The 25,167-nt window shown below is 46.1% G+C and carries 18 protein-coding genes, 16 tRNA genes and 2 rRNA genes; 2 read left to right on the forward strand and 34 right to left on the reverse strand.

Features of this window, described 5'->3' with window-relative positions:
* Positions 1–8 precede the first annotated feature (8 nt).
* The 4 genes from MKZ09_RS28900 to MKZ09_RS28915 form a co-directional block, all read right to left on the reverse strand.
* Positions 9–947, reverse strand: a complete 939-nt coding sequence (locus MKZ09_RS28900) for an ABC transporter permease (RefSeq protein WP_076098837.1) — start codon at positions 945–947, stop codon at positions 9–11.
* The gene (locus tag MKZ09_RS28905; protein WP_036685569.1) at positions 944–1,990 is read right to left on the reverse strand and encodes an ABC transporter permease; all 1,047 of its coding nucleotides are present in this window, start codon (positions 1,988–1,990) and stop codon (positions 944–946) included. Before MKZ09_RS28905 ends, MKZ09_RS28900 begins: the two co-directional genes overlap by 4 nt.
* Positions 1,983–3,545, reverse strand: a complete 1,563-nt coding sequence (locus tag MKZ09_RS28910) for an ABC transporter ATP-binding protein (protein ID WP_076206881.1) — start codon at positions 3,543–3,545, stop codon at positions 1,983–1,985. The genes MKZ09_RS28905 and MKZ09_RS28910 overlap by 8 nt, the downstream gene beginning before the upstream one ends.
* Positions 3,546–3,662: 117 nt before the next feature.
* Positions 3,663–4,802, reverse strand: a complete 1,140-nt coding sequence (locus tag MKZ09_RS28915) for a BMP family ABC transporter substrate-binding protein (RefSeq protein ID WP_076134097.1) — start codon at positions 4,800–4,802, stop codon at positions 3,663–3,665.
* A 328-nt stretch (positions 4,803–5,130) separates the two neighbouring features.
* Here MKZ09_RS28915 and MKZ09_RS28920 point away from each other — a divergent pair, with 328 nt between their 5' ends.
* Positions 5,131–5,886, forward strand: a complete 756-nt coding sequence (locus MKZ09_RS28920; RefSeq protein WP_076130295.1) for an AraC family transcriptional regulator — start codon at positions 5,131–5,133, stop codon at positions 5,884–5,886.
* 136 nt (positions 5,887–6,022) lie between these two features.
* Here the strand turns inward: MKZ09_RS28920 and MKZ09_RS28925 are convergent.
* From MKZ09_RS28925 to MKZ09_RS29015, 19 genes are all read right to left on the reverse strand, one after another.
* Positions 6,023–6,101 (reverse strand) — tRNA-Leu (locus MKZ09_RS28925).
* Between the two features lie 14 nt (positions 6,102–6,115).
* A tRNA-Cys gene (locus MKZ09_RS28930) sits at positions 6,116–6,189 on the reverse strand.
* Positions 6,190–6,199: 10 nt separating this feature from the next.
* Positions 6,200–6,274: transfer RNA gene (locus MKZ09_RS28935), tRNA-Gly, on the reverse strand.
* A gap of 6 nt (positions 6,275–6,280) precedes the next feature.
* A tRNA-Gln gene (locus MKZ09_RS28940) sits at positions 6,281–6,355 on the reverse strand.
* 19 nt (positions 6,356–6,374) lie between these two features.
* A tRNA-His gene (locus tag MKZ09_RS28945) sits at positions 6,375–6,450 on the reverse strand.
* Positions 6,451–6,493: 43 nt separating this feature from the next.
* A tRNA-His gene (locus MKZ09_RS28950) sits at positions 6,494–6,569 on the reverse strand.
* A gap of 23 nt (positions 6,570–6,592) precedes the next feature.
* Positions 6,593–6,666: transfer RNA gene (locus MKZ09_RS28955), tRNA-Trp, on the reverse strand.
* Between the two features lie 6 nt (positions 6,667–6,672).
* Positions 6,673–6,758, reverse strand: a tRNA-Tyr gene (locus MKZ09_RS28960).
* 5 nt (positions 6,759–6,763) lie between these two features.
* A tRNA-Thr gene (locus MKZ09_RS28965) sits at positions 6,764–6,839 on the reverse strand.
* A 28-nt stretch (positions 6,840–6,867) separates the two neighbouring features.
* Positions 6,868–6,943 (reverse strand) — tRNA-Phe (locus MKZ09_RS28970).
* 10 nt (positions 6,944–6,953) lie between these two features.
* Positions 6,954–7,031, reverse strand: a tRNA-Asp gene (locus MKZ09_RS28975).
* A gap of 25 nt (positions 7,032–7,056) precedes the next feature.
* Positions 7,057–7,133: transfer RNA gene (locus MKZ09_RS28980), tRNA-Met, on the reverse strand.
* A gap of 17 nt (positions 7,134–7,150) precedes the next feature.
* Positions 7,151–7,226 (reverse strand) — tRNA-Val (locus MKZ09_RS28985).
* Positions 7,227–7,281: 55 nt separating this feature from the next.
* Positions 7,282–7,356, reverse strand: a tRNA-Glu gene (locus tag MKZ09_RS28990).
* 18 nt (positions 7,357–7,374) lie between these two features.
* A tRNA-Ser gene (locus MKZ09_RS28995) sits at positions 7,375–7,467 on the reverse strand.
* Between the two features lie 3 nt (positions 7,468–7,470).
* Positions 7,471–7,546: transfer RNA gene (locus MKZ09_RS29000), tRNA-Asn, on the reverse strand.
* Positions 7,547–7,606: 60 nt separating this feature from the next.
* Positions 7,607–10,532 (reverse strand): 23S ribosomal RNA (locus MKZ09_RS29005).
* Between the two features lie 232 nt (positions 10,533–10,764).
* Positions 10,765–12,322 (reverse strand): 16S ribosomal RNA (locus MKZ09_RS29010).
* The 16S and 23S rRNA genes sit together here with 16 tRNA genes alongside, the layout of an rRNA operon.
* A 426-nt stretch (positions 12,323–12,748) precedes the next feature.
* Positions 12,749–13,627 (reverse strand): nucleotidyltransferase-like protein, encoded by an 879-nt coding sequence (locus MKZ09_RS29015; RefSeq protein ID WP_076128632.1) that lies wholly within the window; start codon positions 13,625–13,627, stop codon positions 12,749–12,751.
* Positions 13,628–13,754: 127 nt separating this feature from the next.
* Between MKZ09_RS29015 and MKZ09_RS29020 the strand changes: the two genes are divergently transcribed.
* Entirely contained in the window at positions 13,755–14,120 is a 366-nt protein-coding gene (locus tag MKZ09_RS29020; protein WP_036680151.1) for a DUF2614 family zinc ribbon-containing protein, read from the forward strand.
* A 118-nt stretch (positions 14,121–14,238) separates the two neighbouring features.
* Here MKZ09_RS29020 and MKZ09_RS29025 read toward each other — a convergent pair whose 3' ends face one another.
* From MKZ09_RS29025 to MKZ09_RS29075, 11 genes are all read right to left on the reverse strand, one after another.
* The gene (locus tag MKZ09_RS29025) at positions 14,239–15,960 is read right to left on the reverse strand and encodes a glycosyl hydrolase family 18 protein (RefSeq protein WP_076208643.1); all 1,722 of its coding nucleotides are present in this window, start codon (positions 15,958–15,960) and stop codon (positions 14,239–14,241) included.
* A 210-nt stretch (positions 15,961–16,170) separates the two neighbouring features.
* Complete coding sequence (gene perR / locus MKZ09_RS29030) at positions 16,171–16,602, reverse strand: peroxide-responsive transcriptional repressor PerR (protein ID WP_036680160.1); 432 nt, start codon at positions 16,600–16,602, stop codon at positions 16,171–16,173.
* A gap of 126 nt (positions 16,603–16,728) precedes the next feature.
* The gene (locus MKZ09_RS29035; protein WP_256719340.1) at positions 16,729–18,630 is read right to left on the reverse strand and encodes a DUF4097 family beta strand repeat-containing protein; all 1,902 of its coding nucleotides are present in this window, start codon (positions 18,628–18,630) and stop codon (positions 16,729–16,731) included.
* Positions 18,631–18,675: 45 nt separating this feature from the next.
* On the reverse strand, positions 18,676–19,146 hold the full coding sequence (locus MKZ09_RS29040; RefSeq protein WP_076136940.1) for a GNAT family N-acetyltransferase: 471 nt from the start codon (positions 19,144–19,146) through the stop codon (positions 18,676–18,678).
* A gap of 122 nt (positions 19,147–19,268) precedes the next feature.
* Complete coding sequence (gene gatB, locus MKZ09_RS29045) at positions 19,269–20,714, reverse strand: Asp-tRNA(Asn)/Glu-tRNA(Gln) amidotransferase subunit GatB (protein WP_036680163.1); 1,446 nt, start codon at positions 20,712–20,714, stop codon at positions 19,269–19,271.
* 11 nt (positions 20,715–20,725) lie between these two features.
* Entirely contained in the window at positions 20,726–22,183 is a 1,458-nt protein-coding gene (gatA, locus tag MKZ09_RS29050; protein ID WP_036680165.1) for an Asp-tRNA(Asn)/Glu-tRNA(Gln) amidotransferase subunit GatA, read from the reverse strand.
* A gap of 27 nt (positions 22,184–22,210) precedes the next feature.
* Positions 22,211–22,498 (reverse strand): Asp-tRNA(Asn)/Glu-tRNA(Gln) amidotransferase subunit GatC, encoded by a 288-nt coding sequence (gene gatC, locus MKZ09_RS29055; RefSeq protein WP_036680166.1) that lies wholly within the window; start codon positions 22,496–22,498, stop codon positions 22,211–22,213.
* 249 nt (positions 22,499–22,747) lie between these two features.
* On the reverse strand, positions 22,748–23,131 hold the full coding sequence (locus MKZ09_RS29060; RefSeq protein WP_036680170.1) for a hypothetical protein: 384 nt from the start codon (positions 23,129–23,131) through the stop codon (positions 22,748–22,750).
* 147 nt (positions 23,132–23,278) lie between these two features.
* Complete coding sequence (locus MKZ09_RS29065) at positions 23,279–24,049, reverse strand: ABC transporter permease subunit (RefSeq protein ID WP_076128640.1); 771 nt, start codon at positions 24,047–24,049, stop codon at positions 23,279–23,281.
* Positions 24,046–24,960, reverse strand: coding sequence for an ABC transporter ATP-binding protein (locus tag MKZ09_RS29070; RefSeq protein ID WP_076208642.1), 915 nt, complete (start codon positions 24,958–24,960; stop codon positions 24,046–24,048). Before MKZ09_RS29070 ends, MKZ09_RS29065 begins: the two co-directional genes overlap by 4 nt.
* Positions 24,960–25,151 carry a PLDc N-terminal domain-containing protein gene (locus MKZ09_RS29075; protein ID WP_036680175.1) on the reverse strand — a complete coding sequence of 64 codons (192 nt, stop codon included), beginning with the start codon at positions 25,149–25,151 and terminating at the stop codon, positions 24,960–24,962. Before MKZ09_RS29075 ends, MKZ09_RS29070 begins: the two co-directional genes overlap by 1 nt.
* Positions 25,152–25,167: the final 16 nt, after the last annotated feature.

Raw genomic sequence — 25,167 nt, forward strand, 5'->3', positions numbered from 1 at the left:
TTCAATCGCTATTTAACTAGCGGGCTTTTAAGTTTTTTATTCTTTTTTCGTGTCTCAGATACTGCGTAGATCACAAGTCCAATTACTGTGGCTACATAAGGAAGAGTAGCGATTAGCTCCGCAGGAATCTTCAACACCTGTAGCGCATTCGACAATGCATCTGCAGTACCAAATAATAAAGAGGTCAACGCCGTGCCTACGGTCGTACTTCTTCCCATCGACTCAGCGGCAATGGCAATCCAGCCCCGGCCAGCGATCATATCGCGGGTAAACAGTGACAAATACCCCATCGACATATAAGCACCGCCTAAACCGGCAAAAAATCCACTAAGCAGCAAAGCCATATACTGTATTTTCACAACACTTACACCCACGGATTGAGCCGCATGTGGATTTTCACCCACTGAGCGAATGCGCAGTCCAAGCGGTGTACGGTTTAAAAGATAGTAGACAACAAACACAGCCACTATAGAAACATACGTCAGAATGTGATGTCCCGATAAAATAGGTCCAAGCACCGGGATATCCTTCAACAAAGGAATCTGGACACTAGGCAGAACTTTACTCGCCAGAGAAGTAGAAGAACCCTTGTCGCCACTAAGCAGATAGAGGATAAACACAGTTCCTCCAGAAGCGAACATATTAATGGCCACACCCCCGAGAATGATATGTGTTTTGAATTTCAGTGTGAAAAAAGCTAATATTCCAGCGATCAATGTTCCAGACAGCACCGCCCCCAGCAGACCTACCCACGCGCTATGTGTATAGCTGCTTATGATGACACCCGCTAAAGCGGCAACAAGCATGATGCCCTCCATCCCAATGTTAATGATCCCTGCGCGGTTGGAGATGAGTGCGCCGAGCGCGGCGAACAGAATCGGAGTCGTCACGCGAAGGACAGAGAACGCAAAGTCAGTTGTAAAAATTACATCAAACAAACTATTCACGCTTCCTTCGCCTCCTTCAAGAGCATCCGATTTTTCCAAAACTTCAGAAATTGCTCAGCCGAAATCAGAAGAATGATAATTGCCTGTATAATTGAGATCATCTCTGAAGGTACATCAGACAGACGCGCCATCATGTCAGCCCCAATTCGAATATACGCTAGGAACAATGCAGAGCCGATTACGGACAGTGGATTATTTTTGGCTAACATCGCTACAAGGGCACCATCCAAGCCATAACCAGGCAGTGACGTCCATTGGAAACGGTTATACATCCCCAGCACTTCTACGGAACCCCCCATACCTGCGATAAAACCTGCAATCAAGTGAACGAGAATAATAACCTTAGCTGTCTTCATTCCGGAATAACGGGCAAAGTCCCGGTTGATGCCTGTCATGCGCAGCTCATATCCCCATTTCGTTTTGTATAGGAATAAATGAGCTGCAATAATAAGCACGATAACGATAATAAGACCTGTATGAATACGGGTGCCCGAGACCATTTTACTCAGCAGTGCCGTTTTCTCGAATTTGTAGGATACATTGGCAAAAGCTTTAGCATCACGTAGATGATAGTTCAGTAGGTATAGCCCTACTCCGAACAAAATATTATTGAACATTAAGGATGTAACCAACTCATTAGCATTCCATTTTGCCTTCAGAATACCAGGTATTGCCGAGAGCAAGGCTCCAACAATTGAACCTGCAGCAATAGCTACCATCGGATGCAGCCAGCCGTCCAACGTTAAATGAATAGCCAATACGGAAGTTACAACACCGGAGAAATAGAAAATCCCTTCAGCTCCCAGGTTGAACATATTGGCTCGAAACAACAAGGATACTGCCAACCCAGTGAACATGAGCGGAATCGCCATCTCAATCACATTACCAATATGACCTTTACTGGATAACGGCTCTAATAGGAATATACCAATCGTCTTCACAGGCTGATTACTGACCAAAGAGATGATCAGAAAGGCAATAGCGAGTGCAATAACGATTACCGCCGATGTCCGAATGTACTCAAAATATTTAACTTTAAACATGATTTACGGCCCTCCCGATGTGCTCCTCGTCCTGTCGATGAATCCCCAGCATATAAAGACCTAATTCTTCCTCACTAACCTTAGAGGGTTCCTCGAAAAAGGCAACAATCTTACCCTCGTACATTACTAGCAGACTATCGCTGATCTCCAAGATCTCATTCAAATCTGCCGACACTAGCAAAATCGCGCAATCGTCTGAACGTAATTCCAACAACTTTTGATGTATGAACTGGGCTGCGCCTATATCCACACCCCGTGTCGGCTGTTCTGCAATAAGCAGCTGCGGTTCAGTCGAACACTCTCTAGCTACGACCACCTTCTGCATGTTACCACCTGACAACATTCCAATGGGCTGAGAAGGTCCTGAACAGCGGACTTTAAATTCCTCTACAAGGGATACTGCTAGCTTGGCAATTCGTGAGCCATTCAAAAAAAGACCTTTGTTCATTGCTTTTGTACGATACTGAGTAGACAGTAGATTATCAGCTATGCTTGCCTCACTAGCGATCCCTTGCCGCATCCGATCCTCCGGTATATAGGAAACGCCTAGCTTACGAATATCCAAAATATCCGATTCACGGATATCCTTTCCCTTCACTAGTACAGAGCCCTGACTTGAGACACCTCTCAAGCTACCTGTAAGAGCTTCAATGAGCTGTGTCTGCCCGTTACCTTCTACACCAGCAATCCCAACGATCTGCCCACCACGTACCGCAAAATTGATATCCGACAATAATGCTTTGCCATCTGCATCATTCACACCGAGTCCCTGCACCGTTAGTACTGGCTCACTAACAGCCAGAATCTCTTTTTCATATTTCAGCACGACGTCTCTGCCGACCATTAGTCGCGAGATTTCCTGTTCTGTCACATCCTGTGTTTGAAAAACACCTTCACTACGGCCGCTGCGCATAATCGTAATTCTGTCGCAAATCGCTTTGACTTCCTTTAATTTGTGCGAAATAAAAACTATCGTATGACCCTGTTCCCTTAATTGCTTAAGCTCGCGGAACAATTCCTCTGTTTCCTGTGGAGTCAACACCGCAGTTGGCTCATCAAGCACCAGAATTTTCGCACCACGCAGCAGCGCCTTAAGAATCTCAACCTTTTGCTTCATCCCAACTGTAAGATCCTCTACTTTTGCCTTTGGATCCACGGCCAGATTGTATTTCCTTGCGGTCTCTTCCGTCATGCGCACAGCCTCGGCATAATTAATGCCAACTCCTCTGCGCGGCTCCATACCCAGCACCATATTCTCTGCCACCGTAAAAGAAGGTACCAACATGAAATGCTGGTGGACCATGCCGATGCCTCTATCAATGGCGTCCTGAGCGGATTGCAGCTTTACTTTTTCACCCTTGATATAGATCTCGCCTTCACTTGGCTCTTCCATGCCAAACATAATCTTCATTAAAGTCGATTTACCAGCACCGTTCTCACCTGCAATCGCATGTATTTCTCCCTCACGTAAAGAAAAATGCACGTCTTTATTTGCAACGACGCCATTGGGATATACCTTGGTAATTCCCCGCATTTCCAGCAGAGCTTTGTACATAGGTCTCAACGCCTTTCAACTTGGAGGTCTGCAAAAATATACAGCTGGAATTCCCCTGACTAGAAGAATCTCCAACTGTAGGTTTATCTCTATAGAGCTGATCTTACGGTTTAAAGCTTAAGGCTTAACTGCGTTACGAATAGCTTCTACCTCTGCGGTTTCCATCCCCATCGCATTATCCACTTTAATTTCTTTATTGATCAGCTTTTGCTTCACTTCTTCAACCTTGGCCTGAAGATCAGCCGGGAATACATTTTTATAAATATCATTCTCAGCAATACCTACACCATCATCTACAAAGCTCAACACATCACGTTTGCCCATTTCTAGCGTACCCTCTTGCAATCTTTTCACTGCACCTAGAATAGCCGTATCAATCTTTTTAATAGAAGAAGTAACAATTAGATTTGCTTTTTCACTATCCGTATCGTTAATCAACATTGCCTGATCGGAGTCTACACCGATTGCATATTTTTTCTTCTCTTTAGCTGCGTCAAAGATCCCAAGACCTGTACCCCCAGCCACGTTAAAAATAACATCCACGCCGGAGTTATATTGAATTAGAGACAGCTCCTTACCTTTTGCCGGGTTAACAAAATCACCAGCGTACGACACAGCCACTTTTACATCAGGATCAACGTACTGAGCACCTTGAATGTAACCGACCAAGAAAGCATTAATCCCCGGAATATCCATACCGCCCACAAACCCAATCACATTCTCAGGGGTAGCATTCGGCATATCCGATTGTGTAGCTAATGCTGCTACGGCACCTGCCAAGAAAGATACTTCATTTGTCGCATAAGACATGTTATACATGTTATCTGGTGCTTCATCGATGTCGGTATCATAATTAATGAATTTTTTGTCTGGATACAAGTCTGCCGTTGCATTAAACATCTCTGTAATTTCAGAACCGCCAGAAATAATTACATCCCAATCCTCGGAAGCGATATCGTTAAATGTTGGCTCCCATTTCGTTTTATCAACGCCCATTTCAACAACCTTTGTTACTGCACCTAGTTCATCCTTAACCTTTTGCAAGCCGTTATTAGCGGAATCAAAAAATGATTTATCCCCAAGTGTCCCCGGAATCAGCAATACAACCTTCAGTTTATCCCCTGAACCTGTTTCTCCACCCTCAGCAGCGTTTGATCCAGTATTCGCAGAAGAACCATTATTGGACGTGTTATTCCCACATGCTGTGACCAGAACCATCACCATTAATAACAACAAAGAAAGAACTTTTTTATTCATTACTCTATTCCACCCCTAATTTTAGTTGGTTAGTAATCCGCAGAATCCCCATCTTCACGCATTGTATAATTCACGGTTCAAATGGAAATTTTCTTTTTTCCAAATAAAGTATCATTAAAAGTAATAAATTTAACGTTTAGGCTCAAAAATAGCAATAAAAATACCATTATTATTAATAATCCGCTTTATTTCCGAACGAGATGGCCAGTCAGGTTGCGAACTTTCGGATTTATTGATACGATCATAACAAATATTATTAAAAATAATTATATGATTTCGGTCATAGTTTTGTACGATTCGGCTAAAACATAAGTATTGGAGGATCATCATGGATCGTGTTCTATATATTGTAAGTGCCACACATGAGCTAAATACTTATATCCCTCCACACCAGCATGAATGCTACGAACTAGTCTATTATTTACAGGGGGTAGGGACAACCAATGTTGGCCCCCGAAGTTACCATTTTCGCTCCTCTTCTTTCGCGCTTGTGCCACCCAATCATAAACATGACGAGCACCACCGTGAGGATGCAAATGTATTATTTGTAGGCTTCCACTCGGAACACCCTAATATGAGTAATCTGCTCGGCGTATATGAAGATGATAAAGATCAGACCGTTCTTCAAATCCTGCTGCGAATGAAAGCAGAGTTTACACGCAAGCAAGACGGATTCTCTGAGCTTCTAAACCTACAAATGAGCGAGATTACCGTCCATCTTATGAGGCTTCTTAGTGCCTCTGGATATCAATCCCCAACAGAAGACCGAGTACAATATGTCCTTAATTATATGAATGAGCATTATCGCCATAAATTGTCCGTCGAAACACTATCAGAAATGTCCGGATATAGTTACGATCGTTTTCGCCATCTGTTTAAAGAACGTTTCGGATCTTCACCTCTGCGGTATTTGCTGTTAAAACGCCTGGATTATGCAAAATCCCTATTACGTCATACTCAGATGCAAATCTCTGAAGTATCCGCTGCTGCAGGTTTTGTGAACGATGCCCAATTCTGCAATATGTTTAAACGAGAGATAGGTCTTACCCCGCGAGCATTCCGCATTAATAATCAATCAGGTTAATCACTAATCAGATTAAAAAAGCCGTTGATATAGAGAAACTCCTCTATTCAACGGCTTAATGCTGTAAACCCAAGAACATAAAGAAAAAAGGTTTGTAAGATTGCTTATAAAAGCATTCTTACAAACCTTTTTAAGATACCGGCGAGAGGACTCGAACCTCCACGGTTTCCCACTCGATTTTGAGTCGAGCGCGTCTGCCATTCCGCCACGCCGGCACATATGAACTAAATGGAGGCGCCACCCAGATTTGAACTGGGGATAAAGCTTTTGCAGAGCTTTGCCTTACCACTTGGCTATGGCGCCATGTAAATTTTGGAGCGGACGACGGGAATCGAACCCGCGACCCTCGCCTTGGCAAGGCGATGCTCTACCGCTGAGCCACGTCCGCATAAAATGGCTGGGGATATAGGATTCGAACCTATGAGTGACGGAGTCAAAGTCCGTTGCCTTACCGCTTGGCTAATCCCCAATAACATTTTAAAGTAAAATGGGGCGACTGATGGGTCTCGAACCCACGAATGCCGGAACCACAATCCGGTGCGTTAACCCCTTCGCCACAGTCGCCATATTAAGTTGAGATTGTTGCCATTATTCATTTTAAAGTAAATGGGGCGGCCGATGGGTCTCGAACCCACGAATGCCGGAACCACAATCCGGTGCGTTAACCCCTTCGCCACGGCCGCCATATTAAACTTTAGAAAGAACTTGGCAGGGGCAGCAGGAATTGAACCCACACCAACGGTTTTGGAGACCGTTGTTCTACCTTTAAACTATGCCCCTAAAAACTGGTGGAGGATGATGGATTCGAACCACCGAACACTCACGTGAGCAGATTTACAGTCTGATGCGTTTGGCCACTTCGCTAATCCTCCAAGGATGGTGCCGGCGAGAGGACTTGAACCCCCAACCTACTGATTACAAGTCAGTTGCTCTACCAATTGAGCTACACCGGCATGGCACTCATTCTTTTGTGATGATAAATGGTGGCTCGGGACGGAATCGAACCGCCGACACGAGGATTTTCAGTCCTCTGCTCTACCGACTGAGCTACCGAGCCATGATGAAAATGGCGGAACCGACGGGATTCGAACCCGCGATCTCCTGCGTGACAGGCAGGCATGTTAGGCCAACTACACCACGGTTCCAAAAGATATAATTGCTTAAGTTAATTGGTTGCGGGGGCAGGATTTGAACCTGCGGCCTTCGGGTTATGAGCCCGACGAGCTACCGGGCTGCTCCACCCCGCGTCAGTAAGAAAATGTTATGGTGGAGGCTGAGGGGATCGAACCCCCGACCCTCTGCTTGTAAGGCAGATGCTCTCCCAGCTGAGCTAAGCCTCCATAAACAACAATTGTTATTGTACCAAAGTCCACTAGGATAAATCAAGTGAAAATTTGGTGACCCGTATGGGATTCGAACCCATGTTACCTCCGTGAAAGGGAGGTGTCTTAACCCCTTGACCAACGGGCCATACTAATTAAAAATTTGTGGCGGAGAGAGAGGGATTCGAACCCTCGAGACGCTTGTGGCGCCTACACGATTTCCAATCGTGCTCCTTCGGCCAAACTCGGACACCTCTCCATATGGCTCCCCGAACAGGACTCGAACCTGTGACAACTCGATTAACAGTCGAGTGCTCTACCAACTGAGCTATCAGGGAATATTCATACCAGGCTTGATGCCTGAAAACTGAATCCGAAACAAATCTGCATTCTAAGTATAGGATAAGCCCTCGACCGATTAGTATTGGTCAGCTCCATGCATTGCTGCACTTCCACCTCCAACCTATCTACCTCGTCGTCTTCAAGGGGTCTTACTAATTGGGAAATCTCATCTTGAGGGGGGCTTCACGCTTAGATGCTTTCAGCGCTTATCCCGTCCGTACGTAGCTACCCAGCCATGCTCCTGGCGGAACAACTGGTGCACCAGCGGTACGTCCATCCCGGTCCTCTCGTACTAAGGACAGCTCCTCTCAAATTTCCTGCGCCCACGACAGATAGGGACCGAACTGTCTCACGACGTTCTGAACCCAGCTCGCGTACCGCTTTAATGGGCGAACAGCCCAACCCTTGGGACCTACTTCAGCCCCAGGATGCGATGAGCCGACATCGAGGTGCCAAACCTCCCCGTCGATGTGGACTCTTGGGGGAGATAAGCCTGTTATCCCCAGGGTAGCTTTTATCCGTTGAGCGATGGCCCTTCCATGCGGTACCACCGGATCACTAAGTCCGACTTTCGTCCCTGCTCGACTTGTAGGTCTCGCAGTCAAGCTCCCTTATGCCTTTGCACTCTGCGAATGATTTCCAACCATTCTGAGGGAACCTTGGAACGCCTCCGTTACTCTTTAGGAGGCGACCGCCCCAGTCAAACTGCCCGCCTGACACGGTCCCCGTACCCGGTAAGGGTACTAGGTTAGAACCTAGATACGATCAGGGTGGTATCCCAACGGCGCCTCCACCGAAGCTTGCGCTCCGATTTCTACGGCTCCCACCTATCCTGTACAGATCGTACCCAAATTCAATATCAAGCTGCAGTAAAGCTCCATGGGGTCTTTCCGTCTTGTCGCGGGTAACCTGCATCTTCACAGGTATTAAAATTTCACCGGATCTCTCGTTGAGACAGCGCCCAAGTCGTTACGCCATTCGTGCGGGTCAGAATTTACCTGACAAGGAATTTCGCTACCTTAGGACCGTTATAGTTACGGCCGCCGTTTACTGGGGCTTCGGTTCATAGCTTCGGGTTACCCCTAACCACTCCCCTTAACCTTCCAGCACCGGGCAGGCGTCAGCCCGTATACTTCGCCTTGCGGCTTCGCACAGACCTGTGTTTTTGCTAAACAGTCGCTTGGGCCTTTTCACTGCGGCCCCCTCGTGCTATTCACACTACCGGGGCACCCCTTCTCCCGAAGTTACGGGGTCATTTTGCCGAGTTCCTTAACGAGAGTTCTTCCGCGCGCCTTAGAATTCTCTTCTCGCCTACCTGTGTCGGTTTGCGGTACGGGCACCTTCTCCTGGCTAGAGGCTTTTCTTGGCAGTGTGAGATCATGACCTTCGCTACTATAATTTTCGCTCCCCATCACAGCCCAGCCTTAACGATGTGCGGATTTGCCTACACACCAGCCTCACTGCTTAGACGGACATCCATCAGTCCGCGTCACTACCCTCCTGCGTCACCCCATCGCTCATAGCGGATTACGGTGGTACAGTAATTTCAAACTGTTGTCCTTCGACTACGCCTTTCGGCCTCGCCTTAGGTCCCGACTTACCCTGAGCGGACGAGCCTTCCTCAGGAAACCTTGGGCTTTCGGCGGATCAGATTCTCACTGATCTTTTCGTTACTCATACCGGCATTCTCACTTGTGTAGTGTCCAGCGCTCTTTTCAGTACACCTTCAACCCCTACACAACGCTCCCCTACCCCAGATGCAAAGCATCTAGCCATAGCTTCGGTGGTGTGTTTAGCCCCGTTACATTTTCGGCGCAGAGTCACTCGACCAGTGAGCTATTACGCACTCTTTCAATGGTGGCTGCTTCTAAGCCAACATCCTGGTTGTCTGTGCAACTCCACATCCTTTCCCACTTAACACACACTTGGGGACCTTAGCTGATGGTCTGGGCTGTTTCCCTTTTGACAATGGATCTTAGCACTCACTGTCTGACTCCCGGCAATAAGTATATGGCATTCGGAGTTTGACTGAGCTTGGTAATCCTTGCGGACCCCGCACCCAATCAGTGCTCTACCTCCACTACTCTTATACCGAGGCTAGCCCTAAAGCTATTTCGGGGAGAACCAGCTATCTCCGAGTTCGATTGGAATTTCTCCGCTACCCCCACCTCATCCCCGCACTTTTCAACGTACGTGGGTTCGGGCCTCCAGTGCGTGTTACCGCACCTTCACCCTGGACAGGGGTAGATCACACGGTTTCGGGTCTACGTCCACATACTAAGTCGCCCTATTCAGACTCGCTTTCGCTGCGGCTCCACCTTCTCGGCTTAACCTTGCATGTTAAACGTAACTCGCCGGTTCATTCTACAAAAGGCACGCCATCACCCATTAATAGGGCTCTGACTTTTTGTAAGCACACGGTTTCAGGTTCTATTTCACTCCCCTTCCGGGGTGCTTTTCACCTTTCCCTCACGGTACTGTTTCACTATCGGTCGCCAGGTAGTATTTAGCCTTAGCAGATGGTCCTGCTGGATTCATACGGGGTTTCACGTGCCCCGCACTACTCGGGATCCGTCTCGGAGAGAACACAGTTTAGGTTACAGGGCTTTTACCTCTATCGCGGGCCTTTCCAGACCTCTTCACCTACCATATTCCTTTGTAACTCCATGTGAGACGTCCCACAACCCCTAAGAGCAAGCTCTTAGGTTTAGGCTGTTCCGCGTTCGCTCGCCGCTACTGACGGAATCACTATTGTTTTCTCTTCCTCAGGGTACTTAGATGTTTCAGTTCCCCTGGTCTGCCTCTACATTTCCTATGTATTCAGAAATGAGTAACTGCGAATTACCACAGCTGGGTTTCCCCATTCGGACACCCCCGGATCAAAGCTTGCTTACAGCTCCCCGAGGCAGTTTCGTTGTTCGCCACGTCCTTCGTCGGCTCCTGGCGCCTAGGCATCCTCCGTGTGCTCTTATTAGCTTAACCTTGATTCTTCCGAAGAAAAATCTCACTAATAACATTTACTTGTTTACACAAGTTGCTAAAAGATGTTCTAAAACGCAAATTCGTTTCGGTATCCAGTTTTCAAGGATCAAGTCTTACTTGAGAGCTTAAACTCTCAAAACTGAGCAACGAGTGAGTAACAGGCCTAAACCTGAGTTTTGGAAGCTGAGCTTCCGATTTGAATGTCTTCATTGCAGAAGACGATTCTCCATAGAAAGGAGGTGATCCAGCCGCACCTTCCGATACGGCTACCTTGTTACGACTTCACCCCAATCATCTACCCCACCTTCGGCGGCTGGCTCCCTTGCGGGTTACCCCACCGACTTCGGGTGTTGTAAACTCTCGTGGTGTGACGGGCGGTGTGTACAAGACCCGGGAACGTATTCACCGCGGCATGCTGATCCGCGATTACTAGCAATTCCGACTTCATGCAGGCGAGTTGCAGCCTGCAATCCGAACTGAGACCGGCTTTGATGGGATTGGCTCCACCTCGCGGCTTCGCTTCCCGTTGTACCGGCCATTGTAGTACGTGTGTAGCCCAGGTCATAAGGGGCATGATGATTTGACGTCATCCCCACCTTCCTCCGGTTTGTCACCGGCAGTCACTCTAGAGTGCCCAGCCTTACCTGCTGGCAACTAAAGTTAAGGGTTGCGCTCGTTGCGGGACTTAACCCAACATCTCACGACACGAGCTGACGACAACCATGCACCACCTGTCTCCTCTGTCCCGAAGGCCGCTGCTATCTCTAGCAGATTCAGAGGGATGTCAAGACCTGGTAAGGTTCTTCGCGTTGCTTCGAATTAAACCACATACTCCACTGCTTGTGCGGGTCCCCGTCAATTCCTTTGAGTTTCAGTCTTGCGACCGTACTCCCCAGGCGGAGTGCTTACTGTGTTAACTTCGGCACCAAGGGTATCGAAACCCCTAACACCTAGCACTCATCGTTTACGGCGTGGACTACCAGGGTATCTAATCCTGTTTGCTCCCCACGCTTTCGCGCCTCAGCGTCAGTTACAGCCCAGAAAGTCGCCTTCGCCACTGGTGTTCCTCCACATATCTACGCATTTCACCGCTACACGTGGAATTCCACTTTCCTCTTCTGTACTCAAGCCACCCAGTTTCCAGTGCGACCTCAGGTTGAGCCCAAGGTTTAAACACCAGACTTAAATAGCCGCCTGCGCGCGCTTTACGCCCAATAATTCCGGACAACGCTTGCCCCCTACGTATTACCGCGGCTGCTGGCACGTAGTTAGCCGGGGCTTTCTTCTCAGGTACCGTCACTCCGGTAGCAGTTACTCTACCGGACGTTCTTCCCTGGCAACAGAGCTTTACGATCCGAAAACCTTCATCACTCACGCGGCGTTGCTCCGTCAGGCTTTCGCCCATTGCGGAAGATTCCCTACTGCTGCCTCCCGTAGGAGTCTGGGCCGTGTCTCAGTCCCAGTGTGGCCGTTCACCCTCTCAGGTCGGCTACGCATCGTCGCCTTGGTGGGCCGTTACCCCACCAACTAGCTAATGCGCCGCAGGCCCATCCCTCAGTGACAGATTGCTCCGTCTTTCATTCTTCTCTCAGGAGAAAAAAGAAATTATCCGGTATTAGCTACCGTTTCCGGTAGTTATCCCAGTCTGAAGGGCAGGTTGCCTACGTGTTACTCACCCGTCCGCCGCTAAGTTATTTTGAAAGCAAGCTTTCAAAATAACTCCGCTCGACTTGCATGTATTAGGCACGCCGCCAGCGTTCGTCCTGAGCCAGGATCAAACTCTCCAATTAGTATTGAAAAGAGCGATATGCTCATTTTGAAACATCTGACGAGAAAATTAATTCTCTAATTTTGGATTTCACTTACGTGATTTCCTACTCACTCGTTGTTCAGTTTTCAAAGATCAAGCTGTTTATTTCGTCGATGCGTTGTTCAGCAGCGACCTTTATAATATATCACAGCGCCCTCGTTTTAGTCAACCTTTTTTTTAATTTCTTTTTTCGGTTGTCTTTCGAATGTTTTCGAAAGCAAATCTCTGTGTCAGAGGGACGAGTTATAATTTAACACATGAACAAGGAAAGAGTCAACCATTAATTTTCCTGAATAAATATGAGCGTTTCATATTAGTAAACAAACAAAAAAGAGAGTGCTCAGCCTCTCCCTATCCTTGCTCATCTCTCTCTAATTAATCATCTTCTACTATATCTAATTCATCTCTATAATGTATAGCGGATCGCATGCCCTTCTCCCTCGTGAACATCAGCCCAGGATGTAATCTCTCGGATTAGCGAACGAGAAACCAGCTTTCGTAAAACAAGGGGCAGTTCAGACTCTAATTGACTCAGACCTGAATGCTGCAGTAATTCTTTAATGCTCCATGCTTCCTTACGGCTATTCAAAATATTAAAGAGCAATAGACAACAGTCCGTCATTTTGGACATAATCCCAAACTCACATGCAAGAAGCACAAGCTCCACACGTTGCTCTAAGGTCTCAGTACTGACCGTTAGCTCCTCATAAAGTTTATGAACGGAGGTATTCATGCTTTTAACCTGCTCCCAAATAGCCGGCTCGGGGAAAGCCCCCACTTCACTCACTTCTATTCTTGCCCAATGATATAAGGCTATCAATACACAGTTGTAAGCATCCATAATAAAGCCAGCCTCTATATAGCGCTTGGATTTCACATACATATGCAAAAAGCGGGCAAACTCCATAAATGCGACCCGTTCCTTGATCGGTCCTTCGAATTGCAATATCTCGCGGCGCATTTCCTCGAGTATTCCCTTGGGGTCCCAGATCACTTCCCCCCTCATCAAACTGATAAGAAGTTCGTTATTATCCCCTGCCATAACAGCCTGCTCCAAAGCAAAAAGGCCGATATGGACTGACTGGGTCCGTTGGTCACCGGCAATGGTATGGCGAACAATATGCTCTCTATCCTGTTCTTCATGCAATACTAACACTACCATATCAAAATCTTGAAGAAGAGCGCTTTGAAACGGAATATCCCCATTCTGCCGCAAAACGACCGCTCCTAAAACATTCTCATCAAACGTTTCTCCACTCAACAAAGTTACATTGGACAGTTCCATGCTTCCCTCCATTAAATTTGGCGATTTTGCGTCCAGTCAGTTATAATTCAGTTATAATAATTATTCTACATATGAAAGACAGTTCCTTCTGGACAACCCAACTATATTTAGTTAGGAGCAAACACTCATGAAGTTTAAAACGGCTAAGATTAACGCTTTTCGCACATGGGGATTACTGCTCACAATGCTCGGAATGGGACTAATGGTTTTGGGTACAGCGGGCATCGTGTTTTGGGGCTCAACTGGAAAAGTATTCGCCGGAATCGGTCTTGTAATCGGTTTAATTTCAATGATGGCAAGTCTTGCAATCTATTTCTGGGCTGGGATGCTGTCTACTAGTGCAGTCCAGCTGGAATGCCCTGAATGTCACAAGCTGACCAAAATGCTGGGCAAAACAGACCGCTGTATGTTCTGTCATACTATCCTTACTATGGATCCAGCTGAGGCCAATATTACTGCGGAACAGCTTAAGAGTCAGCAGCTTAATCAATAAAACACATCTTACAGAAGCTTATTACTAGCGATTTATAATGCAATCAAACATTTGCTTAATTAAACAAAGGGGCCCCAGTAATTGGGAGCCCCTTTGTTTATTATGAATGAAATAATAATTACTTATGAATTCCTTGTAATGCCTCCCACGCAGACAGATTACTAAAGCTGCGATTCCATGAACCGATGCCACCAAGCCCTAAAGACTTAGCAAGCTCAACTCTAGCTTTTAAAGAAACCTTGTCTTCGATCCATATTTTTTTAAGAGCGCCATCTTCCTTATACTCAACGTAATTCTGCCCTGCTGCCTTATCAAAGGTTGGGGTCAGCTTCTTCTCTTTAATAATTTTTTCAACGGCATTCATACTAACCGATTTAGAGCTTACTTTGGTCTTGCCATCCACCTGGGTCTCAGTCCAGATTCTAGTATACAGTGGAATCCCCAGAATCAGCTTCTCAGGCGGTACATCGTCTTCCTCTATGATCCGGCTTAACGAGCTTTCTACCCACGGCAGAGACGCAACAGAGCCCGCGATAGGACTTGCAGCCCAATGCTCGTCATAAGCCATAACAATAAGATAATCCACTACTGAATTAAGAGCCTTACGATCAAGGAAAGCTGACCACATCTCACTGTTGGATTTAGGCGTTACGTCTATGGAGACGATTAAGTTTTTGGCTTGAGCCATAGGTTTTAGCTCTCGCATAAATTGTGTAACATTCTCCCCGTCTTTCGTATATACATTCTCAAAGTCAATATTAATTCCATCCAGCTTGTATAAATCTGAATACTCGAGGATCTGTACGATCGCGTTCATCCGCTTCTCATAGCTCGATAATGCCTCAGTGGTTATGTCTGGATCAAAACTATTGCTGAGCAGCCCCCATACTTCCAACCCGCGCTCATGTGCCCACTGCACATACGCACTGTCAGCCTGACTTCGCACATTCCCATCACCATCTATGATACTGAACCAAGTCGGGCTAGCCACGTTAACGCCTGGAAGCTCACCAAATGTACTTGGATCAGGTTTGCGTTGATAAACAGCTTCCCAATATAGATTTACTGACTTCCCTTTCCAGCTTCGTTCTGCCCGTGAGGGAGTGGTGCTTTTGGGTTCCACTGTCTTTTGACCGTCCGAGATAATATCACTAGCCTTGGCATAACCCGCGTAACCGCTGCTTAACTGCACATACAGCCAGTCCTCATTTTCCTCATTCCAGATACTCACACTGGCTCCCGGGGACATATCCGCCACGATGGGTGCGTGAATCGACGCTTCGTTGCGAAGAGCGACTGTCTTATCTTCCGCTTCACCTTTCACTTTCCCCAGTGGTACAGTCTCCCCTGCTGTCATTAACAGCACAGCCCCGGTAGTCGTATCCTCTTGAATCTCAAACCCATACAGGTCTTCTAAAACATCCGCAGGAAGATAAGTTATCTTTTCCTTAACTTCAGGTGCCAGCCGCAGCTGCAGCGGACGATTGTTCAAACTGGCATCGGTTTTATCCTCTTGCATATATAGAAGTTCACTTTCCGTTGATAGGATGACCGATTTAGTCTTTTCTTCATAACGAATAGATGAGTCCACATGTTCCTGCAGTAATGGTAGAGGTAAAAGCATGCTATCACCGGTTCCTGAGGCGGAATATCCTGTTAGCTCTCCTTTTACGAAGATAGGATGTTCTAGGCCTTTCCAGTCTGGATCGATGTGCTGGCGATTTGGCAATACAAAAAACACAACCCAATAAGCTGCTGCCGCAATGAGCAAAAGTCCAAAAAAACGTCGGAAAAGACCTCCGCGCTTTTTGACGCGTTTCTGTCTATATCTTCTGTCCAAAATATATCCTCCAAATACTAGATAATTTTAAGTTAAGTCTAACAATACGATTATAACATCCACTTGGTTCCGGATAGCCAGTATAAGTTAGTCATTTTCACTATATTTTGTTATTTCGAAAAAAATAAAAACGTGAGTCCTCCGCTTTCGGATTTCACACGTTTATTGTGTAGCTTGGCTATACGCCCTTGAGTACAGTAGTATTCTGTCTTATTGTTGCTTCTCTCTGCAACATTTGCAAACTCCATGCAATTCCATACGCAAACCCGTAATTTTGAAGCCCGTTTCCTGCTCTGCATGTATCTCTACATCATGAAGCGAAGGATAACTAAAATCTTCAATCTTACCGCATAGCTGACAGATGACATGATAATGATCAGATACATTGGCATCAAAACGACTGGAACTATCCCCGTAGGTCAACTCGCGAACCATGCCGGCTTCCATAAACATCTTGAGATTATTATATACAGTTGCTACGCTCATGCTCGGAAATTTCGGCTCTAGCGCCCGGTATATATCGTCAGCTGTAGGATGATTCATTGCTTCCATCAAATACGTAAGAATCGCATGACGCTGGGGCGTTATACGGACACCTGTTGTCTTTAATTGTTCCAGTGCATGTTGTACTCCACTCCCCATTACTGTCACCGCCTTTTGAATTTAAAAATAAAAGAAATACTTCTTAAGATTGTAAGACCGATTTTTCAATATTGTCAACGAAGTCTATACATTATATTTATTATTATATAAGAAAAATTACTTTTTTCAATATTTCCTAACATTTAGATTGCTATTTCCTTCAACATGAAGCTTGAACTCGCCGGTCCCCACTTCACCTGATACTTTTTTCTTATCAATTGTAAGTTCAGGCAAATCTGAAGTAATATCACCATATCCACTGGAACCATTCACTGTATAGTTGCTTAACATCGGTAAATACAATTGGATGTCACCAACTGCGCTATAAATATCCCAGTCTCCAGCAACATCAGAAGAGCGAACATCAATGGTACCATTTAGAGATTCGGCATGTAGCTTGGATCTGGCTCCATCAACCTCTAAATTACCGTTTTTGGTAGTAATATCGATATCATTGCTATTTCCGATCGCACTAATATTGCCGACAGCCGTCGATAATTTCAAAGCACCGGTAACATCCCAAGCATTCATATTGCCTCCGCTCGTTGTTAAATCAACGCTGCCTTGAACAGATCTGGCACGGACAGCTCCATTCAGTGTTTTTCCCTTAACATTACCAAAGATACGATGAAGGATCAGCTCTCCATTCCCCGTTTCCAGAGAAATGTCTTCAATGGCTTCTACATTCTGCAACGTGATCCCGCCATTCATAGTGCGAACATCGAGGTTAAAACGGCGATCCTCCGGCAAGTAAATGTCTAAATCCATGCGTGGCTGGCGTTTACCGGATTCACCATAGGCCTTGCTATTCGAGGTGATTTTTATGTTGGGCCCTTCAACAACGTCCACAAAGGACTGTTCTGATATAGCTTCAGCCATCGGTCCATCCAACTGATCTACCCAAACTGTCGTCGTAATTTGAATATCGTCCACTGGAGCACGGTGTAATAAAATATCACCATTAATACTATCAATAGATATTTTGGCTGTATTTAACTCCACCGGAACAATTAGTGGGGCTTTCTGATATTTGCTGCCTTTAGCCTCACCATAGTCCACTGCTGCTGCCGTCAGATTAAGACTGACATTTTTCCATAGGTATAAATAATGTTCTTGCTCTGCAACAATAAATACACTCGCAGCTAGTAATATAGCAGATAAAAGCCCACGTAAATCCAATCTGATTTTGGTTCCCTTGGCTGAACGGTTAGAGAAGATAAACATCAGCAGGAACTCAATCCCCCACAACACCGGGATGACAGGCCACCACTTCAAGAGCAGGAGCATAAAGTCAGTTCCCTCTTTCCAATCCAAAAACAAAGGAACAGAAATAGCTATCAGTAATACAGAAGCCGTATATCTTCCCACGCGCCGCTTGCGAGGTTCATTGTCTTTACGCTGCACAACTGCTCTGGCAATTTCTCTAGCTCCTATAAATAAGCCACCGCATACTAAAATGACAGACACGGCCATTTCGGCATAATGTTCAATAAAGAACTGGAGCCATATTGGTTTTTGCCGGAACAGAATAAGCAGGGCGCCCCCTAAGAGCAATAAGAGTCCAAAGGATATCCCAGGCTCGCTGACGATACTACGACGCTTAGGAGCCTCGTTTGCTTTGATCACAGGAATAGCAAGATCATGATCCTCTGGGAAGCGAAGAAGCCTGTCTGCTGATTGCAATACGTCATACACGTTATAAAAATAGATCGCTGGAATAATGAGCGCAAGTAAAATAAGCAGTGGAACATTGATCTGCATCCCGATGGATGAGAAATACAATAAGGCTGAGATATCCAAAAGAATTAGAAAGATGAAGGTGATCCCTTTTCGGAGAAGCCCAAAATACAAATGCCCCGTCCCAGGGATGAGAGCTGCCAGCAGTCCAGCGATAAATTTACGTTTGCGGTGGCGCCTTTTCGGACGCGGAGGAATAATCCTCTTCTGTATCTCATTCTCCATAGTCTCTATATCAACAGAACCTTGCAGTTCTTCCTGCTCTGGGAGCATTGCAGAGTCATGTTTCATTTTGGACTCCTCCTTTCGTAAATAGTTGTCTATGAATATCTTTTTTCAAAGAGAACCACTCCGATGAAATTCAATCAATTCAACTCCTGGAGCGACTTCCTCCACACCGGTAGGCAGAAAACCATGTTTACTGTACAACGAAACGGCGGGTGTATTCTTTTTGCCTGTCGACACAATGAATTGCTCCATCCCTGCAAAATGCTCAAATACATATTCCAAAAGATGGCTAGCGATACCTCTACGAAAATAGTCCGGCCCCACCATCATTCGTGTAATCGTCAATTTGCCAGGAGATTCTTCCTCTACAGCAACAGCACCCATTAGTTCCTCATCTTTATCGAAGCAGCCATAAAAATCCTCTTTAGAGCTGCTGAGCATTTCTCTCGTCTCTATCAGAGGTGGTATTTCACGAAAGCCTATAAGTTCAGCTTCCAGTCTATAGGCCTTATGCTGAAGACTCCATAATTCATTAACGGTGCTTTCATCCTGCAGATTTAGCTTGTTAATTGTATTCATCCTAACCAGTCCCCTTATATGCCGCTAAGGGCCTGCCGTTGCCGACAAGCCCTTAGCTTATTACATAAGTATATTACCCCAATTATAAACGCCTTCGGCGTCCTTTTATGGACGACAAGCGTTTAGCTGCTCAATACCTCGATGAGAAGTTTATTAGCAAGACCCGGATTCGCCTTACCTTTACTTTCTTTCATGACTTGTCCGACCAGGAAGCCGATTGCTTTCTGTTTACCTGCTTTATAATCTTCCACTGATTGCGGATTGGCGGCTACCACTGCTTCCACAATCCCTTTAATGGCACCTTCATCGCTGATCTGCACCAGACCTTTTTCCTCAACGATAACAGCTGGCAGTTTACCGCTCTCTAGCATTTCTTTAAATACTGTTTTAGCGATTTTGCTGCTGATGGTTCCGGCTGCAATCAGCCCGATCATCTCGCCTAGCCCTTGTGGTGTAATTTGCACCTGCGACAACTCCAGATTATTACCATTCAAATAGGCAAGCAAGTCACCCATAATCCAGTTAGCTACAGCCTTGGCATCCTGCGTATAGGCAAGACAGCCTTCGAAAAAGTCCGCTAACAGTTTAGAGGATGTAATGACGCCTGCATCATAAGCTGTCAGGCCCAGTTCCTCGCTATAACGTGCTTTCCGAGCATCCGGAAGTTCTGGAATCGTTGAACGAATGGATTCTTTCCAAGCATCATCAATATGCAGAACGATCAAGTCCGGGTCCGGGAAGTAACGATAATCATGCGCTTCTTCTTTCCCGCGCATCGATAATGTTTTCCCTTGTGCTTCATCCCAGCGTCGAGTCTCTTGCACAACAACTCCACCATCATCCAGGATCTCAGCCTGACGATATTGTTCATACTCCAGTCCACGCAATACACCGCGGAAGGAGTTCATGTTCTTAAGCTCTGCTCTAATGCCGAATTCCTCTTGTCCTTCTGGGCGTAGACTGATGTTCGCGTCACAGCGCATCGATCCTTCTTCCATCTTGACATCGGATACGTCACAATACTGCATAATCGCACGGATTTTCTCCAGATAAGCACGAGCTTCCTCAGGGGAGCGCAGATCAGGTTCGGATACGATTTCGATAAGCGGTGTTCCCACCCGGTTAAAATCGACAAGCGAGGCAAAACCGCCATCTACGTGCGTAAGCTTACCTGCATCCTCTTCCAAATGAAGACGAGTAATGCCGATCCGTTTGGTCTCTCCGTTAACTTCAATGTCGATCCAACCGTTCAGGCCGATAGGCTGATCAAATTGTGAAATCTGATAAGCTTTTGGTGAATCCGGGTAAAAATAGTTCTTGCGGTCGAATTTGCTAACATCACCAATGGTGCAATTCAGCGCCATCGCTGCTTTCATAGCGTATTCTACCGCTTGTTTGTTGAGCACTGGCAATACGCCGGGGTGACCCAAGCAGACAGGACAGGTATGAGTGTTAGGTGGGGCTCCAAATTCAGTGGAGCATCCGCAAAAGATTTTGGAGTTGGTATGAAGCTCTACGTGAACTTCCAAGCCGATGACCGTTTCGTATTTAGACATAAGTAATCCCATTCCCTCCTTTACTACAGCTGTGGACGCTGCTTGTGATGATCTGTATTTTGTTCAAAAGCATGAGCGACACGCAGAATTGTGCTCTCGTCAAATTCCTTACCGATAATTTGCAGACCTACAGGCATGCCTTCCGCAAAACCACAAGGAACACTCACGGCCGGAATACCCGCCAAGCTTACAGGAATCGTGAGAATATCGTTCAGATACATGGTCAGCGGATCTTCAGTCTGTGAACCCAATTTGAATGCTGTCGTTGGCGCTGTTGGGCCGATGACCACATCATATTTTTTAAAGATGTCATCAAAGTCCTGTTTAATCAAAGTACGCACCTTCTGTGCTTTTAAATAGTAAGCATCGTAATACCCGGAGCTGAGTGCATAAGTACCCAACATAATACGACGTTTGACCTCAGGTCCAAAGCCGCGGCTGCGGGAATTAAGATATAGATCAAGCAATCCTCCGCCTTCATCTACACGTGCGCCATAACGCACACCGTCAAAACGCGCGAGGTTAGATGAAGCTTCCGAAGAGGACAGCAAATAATAAGCTGCTACTGCGTATTCCGTATGTGGTAATGAAACTTCCTCCCAGACAGCACCCATTCCTTCTAACACTTTAAGTGCAGACAAAACTGTCTCACGCACAGAAGCATCAACACCTGCTCCCAGGTATTCCTTAGGAACAGCAATGCGAAGTCCGGAAACATCACCAGTAAGTGAACTCAAATAATCAGGAATTTCTACTTTAGCCGAAGTAGAGTCTTGGGCATCATAACCGGCAATTGCTTGAAGCACATAGGCAGAATCCTCTACATTACGTGTTAATGGTCCAATCTGATCTAGTGAGGAAGCAAAGGCTACCAGCCCGTAACGTGATACAAGACCATAAGTAGGTTTGAGACCTACAACACCACAATAGGAAGCTGGCTGGCGGATGGAACCCCCAGTATCCGAACCTAGTGAGAAGAACACTTCGCCCGCAGCTACTGCTGCAGCAGATCCGCCACTGGAACCGCCGGGCACACGCTCTAAATCCCAAGGATTGCGTACAGGACCAAAGCTTGAGTTCTCATTAGATCCGCCCATTGCGAATTCATCCATATTTAATTTACCGATCGTTACGGCATCTGCCTGCTGCAGTTTAGAAGCTACAGTAGCGTTATAAATCGGCTGGAAATCGCTCAAAAATTGGCTGGCACAGGTCGTGCGCAGGCCTTTAGTTACAATATTATCCTTAATTCCGGCAGGAAGACCAAACAGCAACCCACGTGCTGCTCCGGATGCCAGTTTGTCGTCCAAAGCGCGTGCTGTCGCGCGTGCGCCCTCCTCGTTCAAGGTCAAAAATGCATTTACGTTCTTATCCCGCTCAGCGATAATCGCCAGCGATTCTTCAGTCAGTTCACTGACCGATACTTCTTTAGCAGTTAACATGCGGTGTACTTCAGGCAATCGATTTTGAAACAGGCTCAAGATTCTTCCCCCTCTCTAATTATGTAGTTATTCCAAAACAGCTGGAACCTTGAAATGTCCGTCTTCATCATCTGGAGCGTTAAGAAGTGCTTCCTCTTGCGTAAGGCTATCCTTCACAACATCCTCCCGCATTACATTGCTGACTTGCAGCACATGCGTGGTCGGCTTTACATTCTCCGTATCTAGCTCATTTAATTTCTCGGCATATTGTAAAATAGCATTCATTTGTTCTGTAAAGGTTGCCTCTTCTTCCGGGCTCAGCTGCAGACGAGCCAGCTTGGCCACATGCTGCACATCTTTAACGGTAATGCTCATAAGAAAAATCCCTCCTGTTTAAAGGGCTAAAGCGCCCGGATAACGTTTTTAATTATATTGTAGAAGCTTGGACAATTCAATGATGGGCTGTAAAACAAACGCTCCTTTATCAAAGTGAAGGAGATTCCTACACATTTTAAAGGAGCGTTTCGTTAGTATATTCATAGAGAAAGGTTTTGACAGTCAGTGATTTCACAGCATTTAGCAGCGGTATGACAAAACAAAAAAACCGGCTTGCGCCGGCCTTCCTTAAATCCAAGCTCGAAGATTCACTTGTTTGATGAAATCCGCTTGGGACATGCTTTCGCTTGACGTTGATTCCGTCTCTTCTATATCCATATCTTCACCGTTCATCAAATGATGGAACAGCTTCTCATTGTACGTGGACAAAGCATAATCAATCAACGCTTCATGCGTTGCTCTCTCAGCCTCAGCTACTAATAAATGTTCTTCCGCCTCAATGTCCTCAGCCGGAACATAAAAGTTCCTATTAGCCTCTGGTACACGAATAACATAGTCAAACGCATTATCGGGATTGCGGTCGTAAGCAATTAGGTAGCCGTATTCCCCGATAGGAAGACTCTGCTCGAAAGCGTCCGCAACAATGACAATCTTCTCTCCTAAACGCAGCATCGCCCTACCTCCTAACCCCAAAATCTTTCAAGATTTTGCTTGTTTCAACAGTCTACTAAAAAAAGATAGAACTGTCTAGTTGAAGGCTGGCCGATCCTACAAATTCTATGAAAATATACTATATTTAATAAAAACACAACTTATGGTTCAAGCGGGTAAGTTATTCTTCCTTGTCAAAAGTGCAGCACCCACTAAACAAATCAAGATCAAAATAGCTGCTGAAAGATAGGGTCCAACCCTGAAGCCTTCTCCAGCCATAAGGATTCCAGCCGATAACCCTGAAAGCCCGGCAGGTGCCCATTCAAACCATGAAGGCAATAGGCTTTGGCCTAATGATAACCCTGCCATTAGCGCCAATGCTAAAAAAGCGGCAACTGGAGATTTTAAAAACCCACTAAACAACAACGTAGCCGAGACAGCACATAACAGCCATAATCCATATACTCCAGAAGCTGCGATGACATCTCCCCAAGATAGTGAACCAATTAACTGCTCCGTGTAGTAAGCCGCGCCCGCTGCACCTAATCCTAGAGCAACGATCAACAGGGTCAGCTGTGCTGCCCATTTAGCGAACACTATTGCGGCTGGAGAAACCGGCCTTACCAGAATTAATTCCATAGTTCCGCTATAGCGTTCACCGGCTAAAACATTCATCGCACCAAGCGCCAATACTAACATTCCGATCGTTCCGTACTGTCCCAGAGATTGCGCCATTACAGCTGCGGCACTCGGTATTTCATACCCCTCTAACAGACCTGGGGGAACATCACCTGAAGCTTTTAAGATTTCCGGCAAATAATAAGTAGTTAACGGCTGCATAATGCCTAATAGGATAAAAACGACAGGTATCCAGATTAACTTATAACTGCGAGCCATTTCGAGCATTTCTTTGCGATAAAGGACCCAGGCGCTTCTCATGCTCCCACCACCTTCATAAATAAATCCTCTAACGTGGAAGAACCCGCTTCAAATTGCAGTAATGGAATTTCGAGCCGCACCGCTTCTTGCAGAATCGTCCAACGGGCCATGTCTACATCGTTCACATTAAAAATAGCCTGATCTCCGAACAACTGAGCCTCTAGTACAAACGGTTTGGCAGCAAGAGACTCCAGCCACTGAATAGCTTTTTCTTGCTTCTCTGTACGTAAACGAATAACAGGAAGGCTGTATTGTGTACGCAGCTGTGATAAAGACCCCTTCTCAGCAATCAAGCCCTGATTCATTAAAATAATATCATCGCAAATTTCTTCTGCATCATGCAGCACATGTGTAGAAAAAACTACAGTTGTCTCTTCACGTATCTCCCGCAGCAGACCCATTACTTCTCTGCGGCCAATCGGATCAAGTGCAGATACAGGTTCATCAAGCAATAGTAGACGAGGCCGATGCACAAGCGCCTGAGCCAGACCCAGCCGCTGCTTCATCCCGCCGGAGTATCCACCAATCCGGCGACGAGCATCACCTTTAAGCCCTACGCGCTCAAGCGATTCCAATGCCCTGCTGGATGCGTCTTTAGTTCCCATTCCACTAAGCTTTGCAGCGAAAACAACATATTCATGTCCAGTCATCCACCCATAAAAAGCTGGAGACTGTGGCACATATCCTAATCCTCTGCGATATTCGGCTCCAGGACGGCTTCCCTCAAATGAAATCATTCCAGAGGTGGGTTCTAGCAGCCCTGCCAGCATACGAAGTGTGGTCGTTTTCCCAGCACCGTTAGGCCCCAGTAAAGCGACGCACCGTCCTTTCTCAATTTCAAAGCTTATATCATTTACGGAAATATGCGCCCCATAGCTTTTACGCAAATTCGTAACTTGAAGGAGTGACATCAGACATCTTTCCTTCCTATTGTGAAATAAGCTACGCTGCCTAATATATTTCCGCAAATAATGATAATAATCCACATCCATTTTGGACCACGGACGTTATCCGCTTTGGCCAGAGATATCAGTCCAATAATAGCAAGCAAAGCCTGCAGAATAATTAACGGCATGATTAAACCCCATTTTACCTCTTCCATGAAGTACCACTCCTTA

This window comes from Paenibacillus sp. FSL R5-0908, from assembly GCF_038006245.1.
Classification (GTDB): Bacteria; Bacillota; Bacilli; order Paenibacillales; family Paenibacillaceae; genus Paenibacillus_AQ; species Paenibacillus_AQ odorifer.

What these genes read in the sequence shown, in the direction of transcription:
- MKZ09_RS28920 (WP_076130295.1), top strand. Translation starts at nt 5,131, where the DNA reads ATGGATCGTGTTCTATATATTGTAAGTGCCACACATGAGCTAAATACT.
- MKZ09_RS28915 (WP_076134097.1), bottom strand. Translation starts at nt 4,802, where the DNA reads ATGAATAAAAAAGTTCTTTCTTTGTTGTTATTAATGGTGATGGTTCTG.
- MKZ09_RS29020 (WP_036680151.1), top strand. Translation starts at nt 13,755, where the DNA reads ATGAAGTTTAAAACGGCTAAGATTAACGCTTTTCGCACATGGGGATTA.
- MKZ09_RS28910 (WP_076206881.1), bottom strand. Translation starts at nt 3,545, where the DNA reads ATGTACAAAGCTCTGCTGGAAATGCGGGGAATTACCAAGGTATATCCC.
- MKZ09_RS29065 (WP_076128640.1), bottom strand. Translation starts at nt 24,049, where the DNA reads ATGAGAAGCGCCTGGGTCCTTTATCGCAAAGAAATGCTCGAAATGGCT.
- MKZ09_RS29035 (WP_256719340.1), bottom strand. Translation starts at nt 18,630, where the DNA reads ATGAAACATGACTCTGCAATGCTCCCAGAGCAGGAAGAACTGCAAGGT.
- MKZ09_RS29075 (WP_036680175.1), bottom strand. Translation starts at nt 25,151, where the DNA reads ATGGAAGAGGTAAAATGGGGTTTAATCATGCCGTTAATTATTCTGCAG.
- MKZ09_RS29015 (WP_076128632.1), bottom strand. Translation starts at nt 13,627, where the DNA reads ATGGAACTGTCCAATGTAACTTTGTTGAGTGGAGAAACGTTTGATGAG.
- gatB (WP_036680163.1), bottom strand. Translation starts at nt 20,714, where the DNA reads ATGGGATTACTTATGTCTAAATACGAAACGGTCATCGGCTTGGAAGTT.
- MKZ09_RS29070 (WP_076208642.1), bottom strand. Translation starts at nt 24,960, where the DNA reads ATGTCACTCCTTCAAGTTACGAATTTGCGTAAAAGCTATGGGGCGCAT.
- MKZ09_RS29060 (WP_036680170.1), bottom strand. Translation starts at nt 23,131, where the DNA reads ATGCTGCGTTTAGGAGAGAAGATTGTCATTGTTGCGGACGCTTTCGAG.
- MKZ09_RS28905 (WP_036685569.1), bottom strand. Translation starts at nt 1,990, where the DNA reads ATGTTTAAAGTTAAATATTTTGAGTACATTCGGACATCGGCGGTAATC.
- perR (WP_036680160.1), bottom strand. Translation starts at nt 16,602, where the DNA reads ATGGGGAGTGGAGTACAACATGCACTGGAACAATTAAAGACAACAGGT.
- gatC (WP_036680166.1), bottom strand. Translation starts at nt 22,498, where the DNA reads ATGAGCATTACCGTTAAAGATGTGCAGCATGTGGCCAAGCTGGCTCGT.
- MKZ09_RS29040 (WP_076136940.1), bottom strand. Translation starts at nt 19,146, where the DNA reads ATGAATACAATTAACAAGCTAAATCTGCAGGATGAAAGCACCGTTAAT.